Origin of the sequence: Pseudoduganella rivuli (genome assembly GCF_009674485.1) — a bacterium.
Taxonomy (GTDB): Bacteria; Pseudomonadota; Gammaproteobacteria; order Burkholderiales; family Burkholderiaceae_D; genus Rugamonas; species Rugamonas rivuli_B.
Window position 1 is genome coordinate 1 of the sequence record NZ_WKJJ01000017.1, and the last position, 17,675, is coordinate 17,675.

General features: G+C 63.5%; 18 protein-coding genes. 3 read left to right on the forward strand and 15 right to left on the reverse strand.

Annotated features, from left to right (window positions below; all coding sequences use genetic code 11):
• The 4 genes from GJ700_RS24355 to ndk all read right to left on the reverse strand — a co-directional run.
• On the reverse strand, positions 1 to 605 hold a 605-nt coding region (locus GJ700_RS24355), incomplete at its 3' end, for a helix-turn-helix domain-containing protein (RefSeq protein ID WP_195764001.1).
• A 13-nt stretch (positions 606 to 618) separates the two neighbouring features.
• On the reverse strand, positions 619 to 1,437 hold the full coding sequence (gene pilW, locus GJ700_RS24360) for a type IV pilus biogenesis/stability protein PilW (protein WP_154378843.1): 819 nt from the start codon (positions 1,435 to 1,437) through the stop codon (positions 619 to 621).
• Positions 1,437 to 2,609 (reverse strand): dual-specificity RNA methyltransferase RlmN, encoded by a 1,173-nt coding sequence (gene rlmN / locus GJ700_RS24365; RefSeq protein WP_154378846.1) that lies wholly within the window; start codon positions 2,607 to 2,609, stop codon positions 1,437 to 1,439. The genes pilW and rlmN overlap by 1 nt, the downstream gene beginning before the upstream one ends.
• A 123-nt stretch (positions 2,610 to 2,732) precedes the next feature.
• Complete coding sequence (gene ndk / locus GJ700_RS24370; protein WP_154378848.1) at positions 2,733 to 3,158, reverse strand: nucleoside-diphosphate kinase; 426 nt, start codon at positions 3,156 to 3,158, stop codon at positions 2,733 to 2,735.
• Positions 3,159 to 3,398: 240 nt separating this feature from the next.
• Between ndk and GJ700_RS24375 the strand changes: the two genes are divergently transcribed.
• Positions 3,399 to 4,079, forward strand: coding sequence for a Bax inhibitor-1/YccA family protein (locus GJ700_RS24375; RefSeq protein ID WP_154378850.1), 681 nt, complete (start codon positions 3,399 to 3,401; stop codon positions 4,077 to 4,079).
• Positions 4,080 to 4,141: 62 nt separating this feature from the next.
• Here the strand turns inward: GJ700_RS24375 and rlmD are convergent, their stop codons facing one another.
• From rlmD to GJ700_RS24410, 7 genes are all read right to left on the reverse strand, one after another.
• Entirely contained in the window at positions 4,142 to 5,539 is a 1,398-nt protein-coding gene (gene rlmD / locus GJ700_RS24380; RefSeq protein ID WP_195764002.1) for a 23S rRNA (uracil(1939)-C(5))-methyltransferase RlmD, read from the reverse strand.
• A 110-nt stretch (positions 5,540 to 5,649) separates the two neighbouring features.
• Positions 5,650 to 6,672, reverse strand: coding sequence for an RNA polymerase sigma factor RpoS (gene rpoS, locus GJ700_RS24385; protein WP_154378854.1), 1,023 nt, complete (start codon positions 6,670 to 6,672; stop codon positions 5,650 to 5,652).
• 9 nt (positions 6,673 to 6,681) lie between these two features.
• Positions 6,682 to 7,623, reverse strand: coding sequence for a peptidoglycan DD-metalloendopeptidase family protein (locus tag GJ700_RS24390; RefSeq protein WP_154379135.1), 942 nt, complete (start codon positions 7,621 to 7,623; stop codon positions 6,682 to 6,684).
• Positions 7,624 to 7,657: 34 nt separating this feature from the next.
• Positions 7,658 to 8,536, reverse strand: coding sequence for a protein-L-isoaspartate(D-aspartate) O-methyltransferase (locus GJ700_RS24395; RefSeq protein WP_154378857.1), 879 nt, complete (start codon positions 8,534 to 8,536; stop codon positions 7,658 to 7,660).
• Complete coding sequence (gene surE, locus GJ700_RS24400) at positions 8,533 to 9,270, reverse strand: 5'/3'-nucleotidase SurE (RefSeq protein ID WP_154378859.1); 738 nt, start codon at positions 9,268 to 9,270, stop codon at positions 8,533 to 8,535. Before surE ends, GJ700_RS24395 begins: the two co-directional genes overlap by 4 nt.
• 78 nt (positions 9,271 to 9,348) lie before the next feature.
• Positions 9,349 to 11,127, reverse strand: coding sequence for a tetratricopeptide repeat protein (locus GJ700_RS24405; protein ID WP_154378861.1), 1,779 nt, complete (start codon positions 11,125 to 11,127; stop codon positions 9,349 to 9,351).
• Between the two features lie 10 nt (positions 11,128 to 11,137).
• Entirely contained in the window at positions 11,138 to 11,743 is a 606-nt protein-coding gene (locus GJ700_RS24410) for a toll/interleukin-1 receptor domain-containing protein (protein ID WP_154378863.1), read from the reverse strand.
• A gap of 166 nt (positions 11,744 to 11,909) precedes the next feature.
• On the opposite strand from GJ700_RS24410, the gene GJ700_RS24415 reads away from it, so the two are divergent.
• Entirely contained in the window at positions 11,910 to 12,890 is a 981-nt protein-coding gene (locus GJ700_RS24415) for an NADPH:quinone oxidoreductase family protein (RefSeq protein WP_154378865.1), read from the forward strand.
• A gap of 41 nt (positions 12,891 to 12,931) precedes the next feature.
• Here GJ700_RS24415 and GJ700_RS24420 read toward each other — a convergent pair whose 3' ends face one another.
• The 3 genes from GJ700_RS24420 to GJ700_RS24430 form a co-directional block, all read right to left on the reverse strand.
• Positions 12,932 to 13,606, reverse strand: a complete 675-nt coding sequence (locus GJ700_RS24420; RefSeq protein ID WP_154378867.1) for a DUF6683 family protein — start codon at positions 13,604 to 13,606, stop codon at positions 12,932 to 12,934.
• Between the two features lie 80 nt (positions 13,607 to 13,686).
• Positions 13,687 to 15,711 (reverse strand): DNA repair helicase YoaA, encoded by a 2,025-nt coding sequence (gene yoaA / locus GJ700_RS24425; RefSeq protein ID WP_154378869.1) that lies wholly within the window; start codon positions 15,709 to 15,711, stop codon positions 13,687 to 13,689.
• Positions 15,712 to 15,749: 38 nt separating this feature from the next.
• Positions 15,750 to 15,950 (reverse strand): YdcH family protein, encoded by a 201-nt coding sequence (locus GJ700_RS24430; protein WP_154378871.1) that lies wholly within the window; start codon positions 15,948 to 15,950, stop codon positions 15,750 to 15,752.
• Between the two features lie 138 nt (positions 15,951 to 16,088).
• Between GJ700_RS24430 and GJ700_RS24435 the strand changes: the two genes are divergently transcribed.
• The gene (locus GJ700_RS24435) at positions 16,089 to 16,889 is read left to right on the forward strand and encodes a PP2C family protein-serine/threonine phosphatase (protein ID WP_154378873.1); all 801 of its coding nucleotides are present in this window, start codon (positions 16,089 to 16,091) and stop codon (positions 16,887 to 16,889) included.
• A gap of 1 nt (position 16,890) precedes the next feature.
• Here GJ700_RS24435 and GJ700_RS24440 read toward each other — a convergent pair whose 3' ends face one another.
• Entirely contained in the window at positions 16,891 to 17,619 is a 729-nt protein-coding gene (locus tag GJ700_RS24440) for a hypothetical protein (RefSeq protein ID WP_154378875.1), read from the reverse strand.
• Positions 17,620 to 17,675 lie beyond the last annotated feature (56 nt).

The window sequence follows — 17,675 nt, forward strand, 5'->3', positions numbered from 1 at the left end:
GCCGTCGTGGCGGGCGCGGATGCCGGCGCATTCGGATCGGCCGGCGGCGCCACGGAAATCAGCGGCACATTGGCCGATTGCAGCGGCGCGGACGCGGCCGGCGCCGGCGCCACCACGGGCACGCTGGCCGCCGGCGCCGCGGCATCCTTGTGGCCCGGGGTCAAGTTCGGGAACAGGCCCACGTAATACGCGCCCACGGCGGCGGCCACCACGGCCGCACCGGCCACGCCCATCAGCCAGCCGCTGGGCTTGGACGAACGCTCGGTCATGGTCGGGAAACGCGAACCGGAAAACGACGCGGAAATCTCGCGGCGTGCCGGTTGCGGGTGTTCATGGCCCGCCACCGGATTGACTTCGATCATGGCCACCAGCGGCGCCGCATCGAGCTTCACCACCTTGGCATAGGCGCGTACGAAACCGCGCGTCACCGCCATGTTCGGCAGCGAGTTGTAATCGTCCGCTTCCAGCGCCACGACCTGGCGCGGCGCCAGTTTCAGCTGGTCGGCGATCTGGTCCACCGTCAAGCCCATGGCTTCACGCTGGGCCGCCAATTGCGCACCGGGCAACGCCTTGGACTTCGGCTGTTCCGTCCATTCGGAATTCATATTGGTACTCGTGTCACTCATCAAACGCCCCACGTTGATAGGCAGCATATTCAGGCGAGCCGGCATGGTGCCGGCGCAATTGCGTTGCCCAAGCGGCTTCCGCAGCTGTATCGCCCACATGATGCTGCACCCTGATCGCGAGCCAGAGGATGTCGGCAGTCAGCCCATCCATCCTGGCCACCTTGCTCAGCCGGGTAATGAAAAAACCGGCGCGCGCATAATCGCGCCGCTCGAAGTAGATGCGCGCCAGGCCGGCGTTGGTCACGGCCACGTCCGGCGCGAATTTCAGGGCCTGAAGCAAATACTTTTCGGCCGTGTCGTAATCTTTCCGTTTCAGCGCACAGGCGCCGGCATTGTTGTTGGCCGTCGCCGGCGCCTGGTACGCCGGGTTCGACAGCGCCGCGTCAAAGTACTTGAACGCATCCGCCTCGCGGCCCACGCTGCACAGGAAGGACCCGTAATTATTGCTGATGTCCGGGTTGCGCGGCGCCAGTCTCAGTGCACGCTGGAAATTATCTTCCGTCAATTCCCGCTCGCCCATGGCCATGTAAATCAGCGCCCGCATGCCATACGCTTCGGCCAGCTCGGGATCGGCGGCCAGCGCCAGCTTCACTTCATCGAGCGCCACCGCGTACTGGCCCTGCTGGTAATAACCGACCGCCAGCTGCATGCGGATTTCCGCGCGCTTTTGCGCGGCGGTCTGGTCCGACGCCGTGGTCAATTCCGCCTTGCCGGACGAGTGCGACGCACAGCCGCCCGCCAGCATGGCCATGCCCAGGCATACCGTGCCCAGCACGGTTGCCAATGGGCGGCGGGCGGCCGGCCGTGTCATCAGGAACGGATCTCCACGATCTTGCCGAAATCGGCGCCGAACTTTTGCTGGTACTCCGCCATCTTGCCCATGCGCTCCTGCACGCGGGTGCGGTCCTGCACTTCGCCGGCCAGCTGGCCGCAGGCGGCGTCGATATCGTCGCCGCGCGTCTTGCGGATGGTGGTGACGATGCCCGCGTCGATCAGGATTTGCGCAAATTCCTTGATGCGGGGATTTTTCGAACGCAGCAAGCCCGATTCCGGGAACGGGTTGAACGGGATCAGGTTGAACTTGCAGTTGACGCCATAGTCGCGGTGCTTGACCAGCGCCACCAGTTCGCGCGCATGCTCGTCGGTGTCATTGACGCCGTCCAGCATGCAATATTCAAACGTGATGAAGTCGCGCGGCGCAAATTCCAGGTAGCGCTTGCAGGCCGCCATCAAGTCGGCCAGCGGGTATTTCTTGTTCAGCGGCACCAGGCCATTGCGCAACTCGTCGTTCGACGCGTGCAGCGACACCGCCAGCGCCACCGGCACTTCCTGCGACAGCTTGTCCATCATCGGCACCACGCCGGACGTCGACAGGGTCACGCGGCGGCGCGACAGGCCGTAGGCATTGTCGTCGAGCATCAGTTTCAATGCGGTGGCGGTCGGCTCGAAGTTCAGCAGCGGCTCGCCCATGCCCATCATCACCACGTTGGTGATCTGGCGCTCGCCTTTCGGGCCCGGCTCGATGCCTTTGGTGCGGCGCAATTCGAATTCCGCCATCCACAGCTGGCCGATGATTTCACCGACCGTCAGGTTGCGCGAAAAGCCCTGCTTGCCCGTCGAGCAAAAACGGCAGTTCACGGCACAGCCCGCCTGCGTGGAAATGCACAGCGTGCCGCGATTTTCTTCAGGAATGAATACGGTTTCCACCGCGTTGCCATTGCCGACGTCGACCAGCCACTTGCGCGTGCCGTCCGACGACGTGTGGTCGCTGATGATGGCCGGCGCCACAATGCGGGCGCGGGTCTTCAGCTTTTCGCGCAGCGATTTGGCCAGGTCCGTCATCTCGTCGAAATCGGCGGCGCCAAACTGGTGGATCCAGCGTTGCAACTGTTTCGCGCGGAACGGCTTCTCACCCAACTCCGCACAGTAGGCGACCAGTTGCGCCGGATCGAAATCCAGCAAATTGGTGAGGGTCGTGTCCATATTCATGCTCAAAGAAAATCAGTCCAGAAAAGACCGTACCCCGGCCAATGGCCGGGGCGCGGGGTACTACCTATTGCAGTCTACTACTTGCACCACACAAGTGGTGGCAGGCATGGCCGCGAATTAACGCGAGTAGATGTTCAGTGCCGGGAAGTAGTAAGCGATTTCAACGGCTGCGGTTTCAGCAGCGTCGGAACCGTGTACGGCGTTCGCGTCGATGGAGTCAGCGAAGTCAGCGCGGATGGTGCCTTTTTCAGCTTTCTTCGGATCGGTTGCGCCCATCAGGTCGCGGTTTTTCAGGATTGCGCCTTCGCCTTCCAGAACCTGGATCATGACCGGGCCGGAAACCATGAAGTCCACCAGATCTTTGAAGAATGGGCGCTCGCGGTGCACAGCGTAGAAGCCTTCGGCTTCAGCGCGGGACAGTTGGGTCATACGCGCAGCGATCACTTTCAGGCCAGCGCCTTCGAAACGGCTGTAGATTTGGCCGATTACGTTTTTAGCAACTGCGTCAGGTTTGATGATCGACAGGGTGCGTTCGATTGCCATTGAAAAACTCCAATAAAAAGAATGGTTTAAAACAAAATTGATGATTCAATCAACCCTTGATTTTACCATAGATCAAAGCGGGTTACGAATATCGGCTATATCAGCCATGCAAGTTTTATGCTGTGAGGCTGTGGTTCCTGCAAGATTAAGCCGGGTTTAAGGCAAATTTTGCGCCATGTCACGACGACGTGCTATCCTTTTGGCAAGCGGTTATCCGCACTTTTTCACTACGGAGGCAACATGAACAACTTGCAGAACACTTACGAGTGGGGGCACAGCAGTCAGCTGGTGCGCCACAACGTGCTGCGCAATACGTACTGGCTGCTGGCGCTGTCGATGATCCCGACCGTGCTGGGCGCGGCCCTGGGCGTGATGATGCACATCCCGATGCCACGCGGCTTCATGGGCGCGATCCTGTTCCTGGGCGTCGCTTACGGCTTCATCTGGGGCATTGAAAAGAACAAGACCAGCGGCGTCGGCGTGGCGCTGCTGCTGGGCTTCACGTTCTTCATGGGCCTGATGCTGACACCGCTGCTGACCCGCACGCTGGGCTTCTCCAACGGCGGCCAGCTGATCATGATGGCGTTCGGCGGCACGGCAGCCGTGTTCGGTGTGATGGCGACGGTGGCCACCGTGTCCAAGCGCGATTTCTCCGGGATGGGCAAATGGCTGTTCGCCGGCGCGCTGGTGCTGCTGGCCGCTTCGCTGCTGAACATCTTCTTCCAGATGCCGGCGCTGTACATCGTGATTTCCGTCCTGGCGATCGGTATCTTCTCCGCGTTCATCCTGTATGACGTACAGCAGATCATCAACGGCGGCGAAACCAACTACATCAGCGCGACCCTGGCGCTGTACCTGGACGTGTACAACATCTTCAGCAACCTGCTGGCCCTGCTGGGCCTGGGCGGCGACCGCGACTAAGCGTCCACGGTCCTCAACAAAAAGCCGGCTTCGCGCCGGCTTTTTTTTGAAGCTCGGAAAGATTATTCGCCGACGGTTTCCGTCACGCGGGCCATCGGCAATTCGCTGACTTTCGCGTCCGGGTCGAGGTTGAAGACCGCCATCGATTCCACGTGCGACGTGTGCGGGAACATGTTGACCACACCGGCCAGGTCCAGCTTGTAGCCACACAGATGCGTCAGGACGCCCGCATCGCGCGCCAGGGTCGACGGGCTGCACGACACGTACACGATGCGCTTCGGCAGGAATTCCGGCGCATCCTTTTTCAGCTCCGCCAGCGCCAGCGCCAGCGCCATCGCGCCGTCGCGCGGCGGGTCGATCAGCATGCGGTCGAACTTGCCCAGCTTGATCAAGTCGTCCTTCGTGACTTCGAACAGGTTGCGGGTCTGGAACGTGGTCTTGGCGGCCACGCCATTGACTTGTGCATTGGCCAGCGCGCGCTCGGTCAGCGCGGTGGAACCCTCGATGCCCACCACTTCGCGCGCCTGCGTCGCCAGCGGCAAGGTGAAGTTGCCCAGGCCGCAGAACAGGTCAGCCACGCGGTCTTCCTTCTGCACATCCAGCAGGCGCAGGGCTTTCGCCACCAGCACGCGGTTGATGTGGTGGTTCACCTGCGTGAAATCGGTCGGCTTGAACGGCATGCGGATGCCGAATTCCGGCAGCAAATAATACAGTTCCTTGTCCAGCGGATAGAACGGATACGCGGTATCCGGGCCTTTCGGCTGCAGCCACCACTGGATGTCGTATTCGTCCGCGAACGCCTTCAGCTTGGCTTCATCATCGGCCTTCAACGGCTCCATGTTACGCATCACCAGCACCGTGGTTTCTTCACCGATGGCCAGTTCGATTTGCGGCACCTTGTCGAAAATCGACAGCGAGTGGATCAGCGCGCGCAGCGGCATCATCATGTCCGAGACATGCGGCGGCAGGATCTGGCAGCTTTGGATGTCCGCCACGTAGACGGATTTCTTTTCATGGAAGCCCACCAGCACCGTGCCCTTTTTCGCCACGTAGCGCGACGACAGGCGCGCGCGGTAGCGGTAGCCCCACGTCGGGCCATACAGCGGGCGCATCATGTTGCCGGCTTTGACTTTCGACAGGTGCCACAGGTTATCTTCCAGCACGCGCTGCTTGATCGCCACCTGCGCGCTCGGCTCCAGGTGCTGCATCGAGCAGCCGCCGCAATAGTCGAAGTGCACGCACTTCGGCTTGACGCGCATCGACGACTCTTTATGCAGCGCCGTCATGCGCGCCGCTTCCCAGTTTTTCTTCTTGCGGAACGTTTCAAAGCTGACCCGTTCGCCCGGCAGCGCACCTTCGACGAACACCACCTTGCCCGGCGAACCGTCTTCGTTTTCCAGGTGGCCGACGCCACGGGCGTCCATGTCGAGCGATTTGATTTCGATGATTTTGTCTTGCATAGCGGTCAACGTTTCAAGGGGAATGGGCCGGCTGGGCGGCTTGCGGAAGGGCGTAATAATAGCAGAACCCATGCCGTCAACGACATGGGCGGGCCGTCAGGCCGGTGAAGTTATAGCAATGAATCCCGTACCACGCCGCGCGCGGCCATCGCGCGCTTCAGCTTGACGAGGGCTTCCTGCTGGATTTGCCGCACGCGTTCGCGCGTGACGCCCATTTCCTCGGCCAGGGTTTCCAGGGTGGCGGGATCGTCGTTATCGAGGCCGAAACGGCGCATGATGACGATGCGCTGCTTGTCCGGCAGCTTGGTCAGCCAGTCGCGCACCAGTACCGTCATTTCATGGTGCTCGGCCCGCGCATCGGGGCTGTCATCCGCGTCGCCCGGCAGCATGTCCATCAGCGACGATTGCGGATCGTTGTCGAGCGGCGCGTCGAGCGACGTCGCATGCTCGGACAAGGCCAGGATGTCCTGCACTTCTTCCACCGGCCGGCCGACCAGTTCCGCGATATCTTCGGCGGTGGCGTCCTTGCCGTTGTGGTGCTGCGCTTCCAGGTGGTATTTGCCGCGCAGGATCTGGTTCAGTTCGCGCACCATGTGCACCGGCAGGCGCACGGTGCGGGCCTGGTTCATGATGGCGCGCTCGATGCTCTGGCGGATCCACCACGTGGCATAGGTGGAAAAGCGGAAACCCCGCTCCGGCTCGAACTTGTCGATGGCGCGCATCAGGCCGATGTTGCCCTCCTCGATCATGTCGAGCAAGACCACGCCCCGGTTGATGTAATGCTTGGCAATCGACACCACGAGGCGCAGGTTATGCTCGATCATGGTCTGGCGGGCGCTGAAATCGCCCTGCTTGGCCAGGGTCGCGTAATGCACTTCCTGCTGCGCCGTCAGCAACGGCCGGGTACCGATCTGGTTCAGGTAATGCTGCGTGGTGTCGGTGGACAGTTCAGCCGCCAGCACCTTTTTCAGTTCATCGACACTCTCGAGTACCGTGCTGGCTTCCGCAACGATGCCGCCATCCGCGCCATCGGCATTGTCTCCCGCATCGATTGCGACATCGTCGAGCTGCTCTTCCGAAAAGTCTTCCGGCAGCGAATCGTCATCCAGTCGGTCGTGCGGCGAGTGTGTCATGGGCGGTAGCTAGCGGTTAGGCAAGAACTTCGATGGATCCACGGGTTTGCCCTGCTGCCTGATTTCAAAGTGCAGCTTGACGGCATCGGTATCTGAATCCCCCATTTCTGCAATCAGCTGGCCCTTGCTGACACTCTGGCCTTCCTTGACGAGGATGGCCCGGTTGTGGGCATATGCGGACAGCAGACTATTACTGTGCTTCACAATGACGAGATTACCATAACCGCGGATGCCACTGCCTGCATACATGACTTTTCCTGCGCCGGCAGCCATCACATGTTGCCCCGCCTTGCCGGCAATGTCGATGCCTTTGTTCTTGCCTTCGTCAAAGGTGGCGACAATACGGCCGTCGGAAGGCCAGATCCACGTCAGTTCGCGGTCTTCCGCGCTCAGCTGCACGGCCGGTGCGGCCGGCGTGGCGGCGGCGGGCGGCGCCACCGACGCGACCACCGGCGCCTTTTCAGGCCGCTCCGGCTTGTCGCTGTCCGGTTTCTGCAAATCGGCCAGCGCGCCTTCCGTATACGGCTTTTTGTCGCCGCGCGGCGACGTTTTGCGGGCCACGACCGGTTCCGGTTTCGGCGTGGTATTGCCGGGCGGCTCGACCTTGCCGATGACGACACCGCCGTTATCGGGCGGCAGCACGCGCAACACCTGGTCGACCTTGATGTCGTTCGGGTTGGCCAGGTTATTCCAGGCCGCGATATCCGTATAGCTTTGGCCGTGTTCCAGCGCGATCTTGATCAGCGTATCGCCTTTTTTCACCGTGTACAGGCCGCGCTCGTCACGGGCCTTGCTGGCGTCTTCGCTCGGTGCGGGCGGTTTGACGGCAGGATGGGGCGACGTGGGGGTCAAATGGCGGTCCACCACCGGCGCCTGCTGCGGCGTGGTGGTACAGGCGCTGAGCGCGCCCAGGGTGATGCTCAGCAATAACAGGGAACTCTTGTTAATCATATTCATTCTAAATTGTTTGCCCGGCACGGCGCAGTCAGACAGTGCCAGGGCGCAATGGCACAAAGTGGCAATCTTCCAGCGCTTCGCTGGTCCACTCAGCCTTGGCTACGCGGGTAACCAGGTGCAAATGCTGGGTACGGCCGCCCACGGGCGCCACCAGCCTGCCGCCGATGGCCAGCTGTTCCAGCAGCGCCTGCGGCACGTCCATACCCGCCGCGGCCAGGATAATGCCATCAAATGGGGCCGCCTGCGGCAACCCAAGCATACCATCTCCGTAATGCAAACGCAGGTTCGGCACCCGCATCGGCCGCAGGTTCGCCTTGGCCAGCTCATGTAACGGCTTGATCCGCTCGATGGAATACACGTCTTGTGCAATACAGGCCAGCACGGCCGCCTGATAGCCGCAACCGGTGCCGATTTCCAGCACGCGCTTCAACTGGCCGCCATTGCGCATCACCTCGATCATGCGCGCCACGATATACGGCTGCGAAATCGTCTGGTGGTGGCCGATCGGCAGCGAGGCGTCGATGTACGCCTGCGCCGCCAGCGCCTCGTCGATGAAATGGTGGCGCGGCACCCGGTCCAGCGCGCTCAGCACCACGCTATCCTTGACGCCCTGCTTCGCCACCCGCGCCACCATGGCGCGCCGCACGGCTTCCGACACCAGCGGGTTCTGGCGCGGCGCTGCGGCTGCCGCAATCTGGTCCCGTTCCGCCTGCGCCCCCCGCAGCGGTGCCGGCGCGGCGGCCGGCGCCTGCCTTGCCACGTAAGGCTGTGCGCTGCGCGCGTTTTGCGTGGCGTTCTGCGTGGCGGTTTGCGGCGTAGCCACCGGCCCCCGCACCGAGGCGTACGACGGCTTCTGGTCCACCACGGACGACAGCGGCAAGGGGAAGGAACGGGGTTTGTCGGTCATAGCAAAGCGTTGGCCAGGGATGCGAGCTGGGTGCGGTGGGTCAGGTCGATCTGCAGCGGCGTCAGCGACACCAGGCCATGGGCCACGGCATAAAAGTCCGTGCCCTCGCCCGCGTCCTTGCAGGCGCCCGGCGGGCCGATCCAGTAAATTTCCCGGCCGCGCGGATCGTGCGCGCGGATCACCGGTTCCGACTGGTGGCGCTTGCCCAGGCGGGTGGCGGCCAGCGGCCCCATGTCCTGGTAGGCGCGGTTCGGGATATTCACGTTCAGCAGGAAGGGCTTCGTCAGCGATTCGACGTGGCGCTCGACGATATCGCGCGCCACGCGGGCCGCGTCATCGACGTGCAGCCAGCCATATTCGCCCTGCGAAAAGGCAATCGCGGGAATGCCGAACAGATAGCCTTCCGTGGCAGCGGCCACGGTACCGGAGTACAGCGTGTCGTCGCCCATGTTCGGGCCATTGTTGATGCCGGAGACCACCAGGTCCGGCTTGTCCGGCATCAGCACCGTCAACGCCACGTGCACGCAATCGGTCGGCGTGCCGTTGACAAAATAAAAACCATTGGCGGCCTGCTGCACGGACAGCGGACGGTCCAGGGTCAGGGAATTCGACGCCCCGGAACGGTTGTTATCCGGGGCCACCACGGTGATGTCTGCGATGGCGGCCAGCGCGTTTGCCAGGGCGGTAATACCCGGCGCCAGATAGCCATCGTCGTTACTGATAAGGATACGCATGTGGAGAATTTTACCTGAAGCAACGCCCGCGAAGCGCATGCCTGCGGCCGCCGCAACAGATAAATTTCCGGCATGTCATTACGACAATTCCGCGCATCCGGCGCCGCTTTCCGGCTCGCCGTGGACCACCTTGGCGTCGCGCAGCGCGTACACGTTATCCGGGTGGGCCGGGCCCTGCACTTCCGCCGTTCCGTAGCCTGGCACCGGCTGCCGCACGGCTTCCGGCATGGTGTCGGCGCCGATGCGCGACACCACGTGCGCCAGCGCGTCGGCCGCGCGCAACGTGGCCGCATGCTGTGCGCCGGACAGCCGCGTGCGCGCCGCCAGCACCTGTTCCAGCAACAGGCGCGCCGCTTCCATGTCGCCCGCCTGCGATAGCAGCGCAGCCCGCAGCGCCTGGCTGTCCAGCGTGGCGGGATGGCCGGCGCCCAGGGTGCGCAATTGGACGTCCAGGACATCCTGCAGCCGCGCCAGCGCCGCCGTCACATAGCCCTGGCCCGCCAGCGCCTGAGCCTGCATCGCGCCCAGCGCCAGGACTTCCTGATGTTGCGGCCCCAGGGCGGCGCCAAGCGTGTCGGACGCCTGGCGCAGCAGCAAACGTGCTTCGTCGAACTGGCGGCGGTGCAGCAACAGCGCCGCCAGTTGCGCGCGCGCCGCCGCCGTGTCCGGGTGCGCTTCGCCCGCGCCGGCCGCGTACAGCGCGGCACTTTCGCGGAACGCCAGCGCCGCGCGCGCGTCGCGCCCGCCGTCGCGGTACGCTTCGCCAAGCCGGAACAGGTCGCGCGCCAGCTGGACCTGGCGCGCGGCGCTGCCATCGAGCGCGGCGCGCGCTTGCGTCACCTGCTCCAGCAACGGCAATTCGCGCAGCGCGCACCAGGGCGGGTGGCCCGGTTCCATCCAGGCCAGCAAGGCTTCATAGGCGCGCACGGGCGCACACCGGTCGTCATGGTCGCCACGGTCACCTGCCGCGCCGGCCGGTTCGCGCACGTGCGGCACCAGTACTTCATTGAAATAGCTGTCCAGCGACAGGCTTGGTGCGCCGTACGCGTCGGCCAGCACGCGCTCGAACAACGGCTGGTAACCAGGCAGGCCGGCGGCCGGATCGCCGCGCCGCACCCGCGCGCGCTGCCCGGTGTCGTCGGCGGCCATGCGGGCCGGCACGGGATAAATCATCAGCGCGCGGGGTTCGCCGTCCTGGCTGACGCGGAACGTGGTAACCCGCTGCACCAGCGATTCCAGCCCGTCCAGCCCGGGCCGGTTGGCGTCGAACAGCAACACCAGCCGCTGCGGCAGCAATGCCGTGCACACGCCGGCGCCGGCGCTGCGGCCATGCGGCGCATCGACCAGCACATGGCCGAAATGGCGCGCCAGCATGGCGCCAAAACAGCGGAACAACGCGGGACAGGCGTGGAACAGCGCTTCCCAGTCCAGCCCCGCCAGGCGTTGCGCATGGCCGTCATCGAGACGGCCCGCGCGCATCAGGAACAGCGGGCGGCGCTGGTCCACGCGCACCACATGGTGCTGCCAGTCGATGGCCGCCAGCACGGCTTGCGCCAGCGCTTCGCCGCCGTCATCGTCGCCGCCGTCAGCCCGGCCCCGGCGCAGCAACTGGTCGCGGTAGGCGGCGAATAATTCCACCACGCCGGGCGCATCCGGCCCCGCCGGAAAAGCTTCGTGCAGGCCGGGTGCGTCCAGGTCCCAGTCCACCATCAGCACCGGCGTCCCGGCCGGACCGCGGTCCGCCAGCAACGCCCCGACATGGGCCAGCGCCATGGTGCAGCCCGCGCCGCCCCGGTACGAATAAAAGGTCGTGACGGCGCCGGAGTCGGTACCGGCCAGCTGTGGATGATCCATCATATTCTCCTTTTCAGCGCGGGAAATGCGGCGGCGGCGACGCGCGCCACGCGTCTGGAATGGGCGGCAACTGGAACGCGCTGCAATCGTGTTCCGGCGGAATGCAGCGCTTCAGGTAGTGGTAATGGGCCGCGATGCGCTCGACGATTTTCTCGATGTCGGGCAGGTAGTCCGGATTGGTTTTCAAATCGCCCGTCGCCAGCGTATAGCGTGAAAAATCCACGTACATGCCCGGTTCCGTGATTTGCGGCGGCAGGCTGACGGGGTGGCGCGTCATGATGACGGGAATGATCAAATGGCTGGGCAGTGGATACCACGCGCGCCGCTCCGCCTCGATCAGTTGCATGGCGGCGAATTCGCGCCGCGTGTAGGGATGGGCTTCGTACTTCGGCGTATAAATGACGATCATGCAGACGCTTTCGCACATCGCCGTGGCAATGCGCCGGTCCAGGTCATCGCCGCCGCCCAGCTGCTCGGTGTCGACGAACAGCTCGCGTTCCGTGTCGAAATGCGGTTCGAGGTAACATTTCAGCGCATCGGCAAGGTCGTTCTTGAACTTGCTCATATAGGCGTGCTGCCCGTGCGCATAACTGAAGAAACAGCCATATCGGATGCCCATGGCAACCTCCATCAGGCCGGCCGCGCATCTCACACTCTTGCCGGCTCATGTCTACACTGTATGCGGCCGCCTCCCCCTGCGTTTGCGGTAACGCAAACCATGGACAAACCCGCGCATCAGGCGCAAAATGAAACGGTCGTACTATTTTTATTTCAAATGGAGACTTATGAAAGCCATCGTATGCAAGGCGTGGGGCTTGCCCGACACCCTCACCGTTGAAGAGTTACCGGATCTGCAGCCCGCCCCCGGCCACGTGGTGCTGGATGTGCAGGCGGCCGGCGTCAACTTCCCGGATGTGCTGATCATCCAGGGCAAATACCAGTACAAGCCGGAATTGCCTTTCACGCCCGGCAATGAAGTGGCGGGCACCGTGCGCGCTGTCGGCGATGGCGTGGCCGGCTTCAAGCCGGGCGACAAGGTGATCGCGTTTTCCGCGCACGGCGGCTTTGCCCAGCAATTGTCCGCGCCCGCCCATGCATTGATGCCGATGCCTCCGGGCATGGATTTCGACACGGCGGCGTCCATCACGCTGACCTATGGCACGTCGCACCACGCGGTGGTGGACCGGGCCGCGCTGAAAGCCGGTGAAACCATGCTGGTCCTGGGCGCGGCGGGCGGCGTCGGACTGGCGGCGGTGGAAATCGGCAAGGCGCTGGGCGCGCGGGTGATAGCCGCCGCGTCGTCCGATGAAAAGCTGGCCATCTGCAAGGACCATGGCGCCGATGTGCTGATCAATTACAGCAAGGAAGACTTGCGCGAAGCGGTGAAAGCCGCCACCGGCGGCAAGGGACCGGACGTGGTGTACGATCCGGTGGGCGGCGATTTCGCGGAAGCGGCGTTCCGCTCGATCGCGTGGCGGGGCCGCTACCTGGTGGTGGGCTTTGCCAACGGCGAAATCCCGAAACTGCCGCTGAACCTGGCGCTGTTGAAAGGTGCGTCGCTGGTGGGCGTGTTCTGGGGCGAATTCGCCAAGCGCGAACCGAAAGCCAACCTGGCGGGCATGATGCAATTGCTGGACTGGATGAAGCAGGGCAAGATCCGCCCGCACATCTCGGCCCGCTATGCGCTGGCCGACACGCCACAGGCGCTGAACGACATGGCTGCGCGCAAGGTCACGGGCAAGGTCGTGATCCAACCGCAACGCTAACATCCGCTCTTCCCCCGGCGCCAGGCGCCGGGGGAGCCACGTCAGTGAATGCCGCTGTCGTCGATCCGCAAGCCGGCGGGGTCGGAACGCATCACCAGCTTCAGGTTTTCAATCGCGGCATTGCGCATGTTTTCATAGACGGCGGCGGGTTGCGGTTGCTGCTGGTGGGATTTATAGGCCAGCGCCATGAACGCGCCCACCATGGCGCTTTGCTCGAACACGTCGCGTACCTTGTCCTGGTCCCGGCTGTCGCCCAGTTCGCGCAACGCGGGTTGCGCGCGGAATTGCCGCGCCACGGCGGCAAATGCTTCATCGGACACTTCGGTATTGTTCAGCACCATGTAATTGCCGACGACGAAGGCCGCCATGCCGCCCGCCAGGTCGCGCGGCGTCCAGCCCATTTTCTTTTCGACTTTCAGGTAAATATCCATGCTTTGCACATAGATTTTTTCCATTTCCGCGCGCTTGTCCGGCGGGAAGTGCAGTGATAACTTGCGGGCATTGGTCTGCACCGCAGGTTTGGCTTTGGCCAGCCCGGCCGGCGGCGCTTTTTTCGCTTCGGCGTAAGATGGCACCGGCACGCGCAAGTCCGGCGCCGGCCACACCACCACATTGTCGTAACTCATGCCGAAGCCGCAGCACTGGCTATGGCTCAGCGGCGACACACCGGCCAGCAGCGCGGCCAGCGTCACCGCGCGGAACAGACGAACGCTCATCACGGCCTCCCATTGTTTTCGAGGAGGATCAGTGAAGCACAAAACCCGCGCACGATACAGCAGTTGGCGCCGCGTGCAAGTTACTCCGGCTTGTTGGTGAAGAAATCGATGACGACGTCCCGATCACGCGTACGCTTGAATGCAGGCAAACTTTGCCAGATGCGGCGGCCATACGGCTTGGAAATCACGCGGGGATCGCACAGCATCAGCACGCCACGGTCGCCCTCGTCGCGGATCAGACGGCCCGCGCCCTGCTTCAGGTTGATGATGGCTTCCGGCAAGGTGTGGTGCATGAAGCCATTCAGCCCCTGCTTTTCCATCACTTCGATGCGGGCCGCCAGCACCGGATCGTCGGGCGGCGCGAACGGCAATTTATCGATAATCACCAGCGACAGCGCTTCGCCCCGCACGTCGACGCCTTCCCAGAAACTCTGGCTGCCGATCAGCACGCCGTTACCGGCCTTGCGGAACTGGTCCAGCAATTCCGTGCGGCCCCGGTCGCCCTGCACGAACAGGGGGAACGGCAAGCCGCGCTTTTCAAATTCATCGCGCAAGCGCTCGGCCGCCCGCTTCACGGCGCGCAGCGTGGTGCACAGCAGGAACGTGCGGCCGCCCGCCGCTTCGATCACCGGCAGCGCCATGTCCAGCACGGCGTCCGTGTAGCCCATTGAATTGGGGTCGGGCAAGCCGGTCGGCACGTACAAAATGCCTTGCTGCTCATAGTTGAACGGGCTCGGCCACGTGCGCGACGGCTCGCCCTGCAAGCCCATTTGCTCGGCAAAGTGGTCGAAATTGTTTTTCACGGCCAGGGTCGCCGACGTGAATATCCAGCTGCGCGGCACGCCTTCGCGCTGGCCATTGAAGATCGGTGCGATCGACAGCGGCGTCTTATGCAATTGCAGCGAGCTGGTGTAGGCTTCCACCCAGTACACGGCTTCCTCGCCCGCCTTGACCTTGGCTTTCGGATCGAACTTCCAGGCGGCCAGCCGTTCGGCCAGTTCAAAGCCCCGCACGCGGCACTGTTCCAGGGTTTCCGCCCGCTCGGCCGTGCTTTCCAGCACGTCGTTCATACTGCCCAGCGCATCCTTCAGCGTATCGAGCGCGGGGAAGAAATCACTGGACGGGGCAATCTGGGGCAGCGACAGCCGCACGATGTCCTGCGGGAAGGTCAGCCGCAAATCGCGCGCGGCTTTTTCCACCGGCGTCACGGTTTTCGCCCAGTCGGCGCCGTCGCGCGCATGGGCCAGGCCCTCGGCCAGCACGTCGCGGCACAGCTCCAGCACTTGCGACGTGGAGAACGTATCGCCAAAGAACAGCGTGGCGGTATCCGGCAACTGGTGCGCCTCGTCGAAGATGATGGTGTTGGCCGACGGCAGCAATTCCGCCACGCCCGTATCCTTCAGCGCCACGTCGGCAAAGAACAGGTGGTGGTTGACCACCACGACATCGGCCTGCTGCGCTTCCTTCCTTGCCTTCATGACGAAGCAATCCTGGTAATACTGGCACTCCGCGCCCATGCAGTTTTCCCGCGTGGACGTCACCAGGTTCCAGATCAGCGCATTTTCCGGCACTTTCGCCAGTTCCGCCTTGTCGCCGGAATTGGTCATTTTCAGGAAACGGGAAATCTCGCGCAAATAGCCGACGTCCTCGCGCGACGTCATGCGGCCGTTCTGCAGCGTACGCTCGAGGTGGTAATGGCACACATAGTTGCCCCGCCCCTTCAGCAGCGCCACCGAGACGGGCGCCTGCAGCGCGGCCCGCACCGTCGGAATGTCCCTCAGGAACAACTGGTCCTGCAAGTTCTTGGTCCCCGTCGACACGATGGTCTTGCCGCCCCACAGCAGGGCCGGCACCAGGTAGGCAAAGGTTTTACCCGTGCCGGTGCCAGCTTCCGCCAGCAAGGTGCTTTGCGTGGCAATGGCGCCGGCCACGGCTTTCGCCATTTCCGTTTGCGACTGGCGTGGGCGAAAACCGCCCACCGCCGGGCTCAGCGGACCGCCCGGACCGAACAGCCGTTCGATTTCCGCGTCATGGATACCTGGTGGGGGAAGCAGGTCACCGCCGTCAGCTTGCGGGACGGCGGGCGTGTGGTCTGGGTCGGTCAAAATGCGTCAGGAAAAATGCGGGGAAGCGCCGCGGGGTTTCAGGCAGGCACGTCCGGAACGAGCTGCATTTTCAGCAGGGTGATATAGTCTTTCAGTTGCAATTTTCGTTTCTTTAAGCGACGTAATTGTAACTGGTCGTGATGGCCGTCACGGGTCAGCATTTCGATGACGGCGTCCAGGTCGCGGTGTTCCACATCGAGTTCGACGATGCGGCGCTTGATTTCTTCTACATCAGTCATTGGATCCCGGGGAAGTTGTGAATTTTGCCAACAGTTTCACTACGGTAACAACTGCACGCTTGCAACTAAAGTGCTTACCGGTGCATAGTTTAACTCAGCGCATCGACTCAAGCCAGTATCTCTCAGGCCATCCCACCTATGAGCGTCTATAAAATCGAAGCCGGCACTGCCCAGCATATCGGCAGCCGGTCCCTGCAAACCGACCGCGCCGCGCTGTATACGGCGGCCCGCTCGCCGGGCTATGTGATGGCGGTCGTCAGCGACGGCCTGGGTTCGGCCGCTGCCGCCGAGCAGGTTTTACATACGAGCAAGCAGTTGCTGGACGAATACCGTGCCGGGGAAACCGCCAACCTGCCGCGCCTGAAGGATTTGCTGCGCACGGTGGCGCAGGAAGCGCACGACATCATCGTGATGAGCCCCGCCTCGGGCGCCGAACCGCAGGCGACCATGCTGGTGCTGATCCTGACACCGCAGGGCCAGGCCGTGTGGGCCCACGTGGGCGATACGCGGCTGTACCGCTTCAGCGGCGACCAGTGCAGCGGACGCACCAATGACCACGACTATGTGCAATACCTGGTCGAGCACGACAAATTACCGCTGGAAGCGGCAAAAAAACACCGCAGCACGCGCATGCTGGTCAATGTGCTGGGCAACCGGCAAAAAACGCCGTTCGTCACCACCGGCGAACAAACGGGGCTGAAGGCTGGCGATTCGTTCCTGCTGGCGTCGGACGGCTTGTGGCAATACTTCACGGACGCCGAACTGGGCGCCGTGCTCAGCCGCGCCACGCCCCGCCAGGCATCCGAAAAGCTCATCAATAAAGCCATCGAACGGGCCAAGGGCAAGGGCGACAACTGCACCATGGCCATCATCAAGCTGGTGGCGCCGCCGACGGAAGCGCCGGCATACACGGTGCAGCGGATGGGAAAAGCGGTTTAATTTACTTGCCTTCCTTCGCGGCGGCGGCCTTGGCTGCTGCGGCGGCGGCTTCAGCTTTGGCGGCGGCCGCTTCGGCCTTCTTGCGGGCCTTTTCAGCCCGTTCCGCCATGCGTTCGGCGACGCGGGTGCGGCGGCGTTCCGATTCCACCTGTTTCTTTTCAAAGGCCGCCACGTTTTCCGCACGCTTTGGCGCGTCCTGCGCTTCCTGCTGCTGGCGGCGGCGCTCCCTGGCGTCGTGCTCGGCCTGGCGCTGTTCCTGCGTCAGGCCGGGCTTGGCGGTCGGCCCGGTGGCGGCATGTTCGATGTGCGGGCGCTGCGGCGCGGCCGCGCGCCGCGCATCTTCTTCCGTGTCCTTCTTCATGCGCTCGGCCAATTCCGCATCGCGCTTGTCGACGGCGCTCTGGCGCTTGAAACGGTTGGCTTCCACTTCCACCGCGCGCAAGCCCGACAGCGCCACGCGGCGCTTTTCCTTGGCTTCATCGAGGCAATGGTTGACGAAGAATTTTTCGTTGCAGACCTGCTCGTCGGCGGCATATTGCTGGTGCACCTTGGCGCGCGCGGCGGCCACTTCGGCCAGCCGCGCATCGGCCTGCTCGACCGTGTGCGTCAGCGGCACTTCCGGCGCGTGCAGCACGGGGCGGCCGATGTCCTGCGCCGGCGCGGCGCCCGCCATGCAGAAAAGTACGGCAGCGGCAGCCACCGTGCGGAGGTAATACTTGGGCTTCGTCATCCTGATGTGTTCTCCAGTCGAATGGCCGACAGTATAACGGTTCGGGCGCCCTCCCC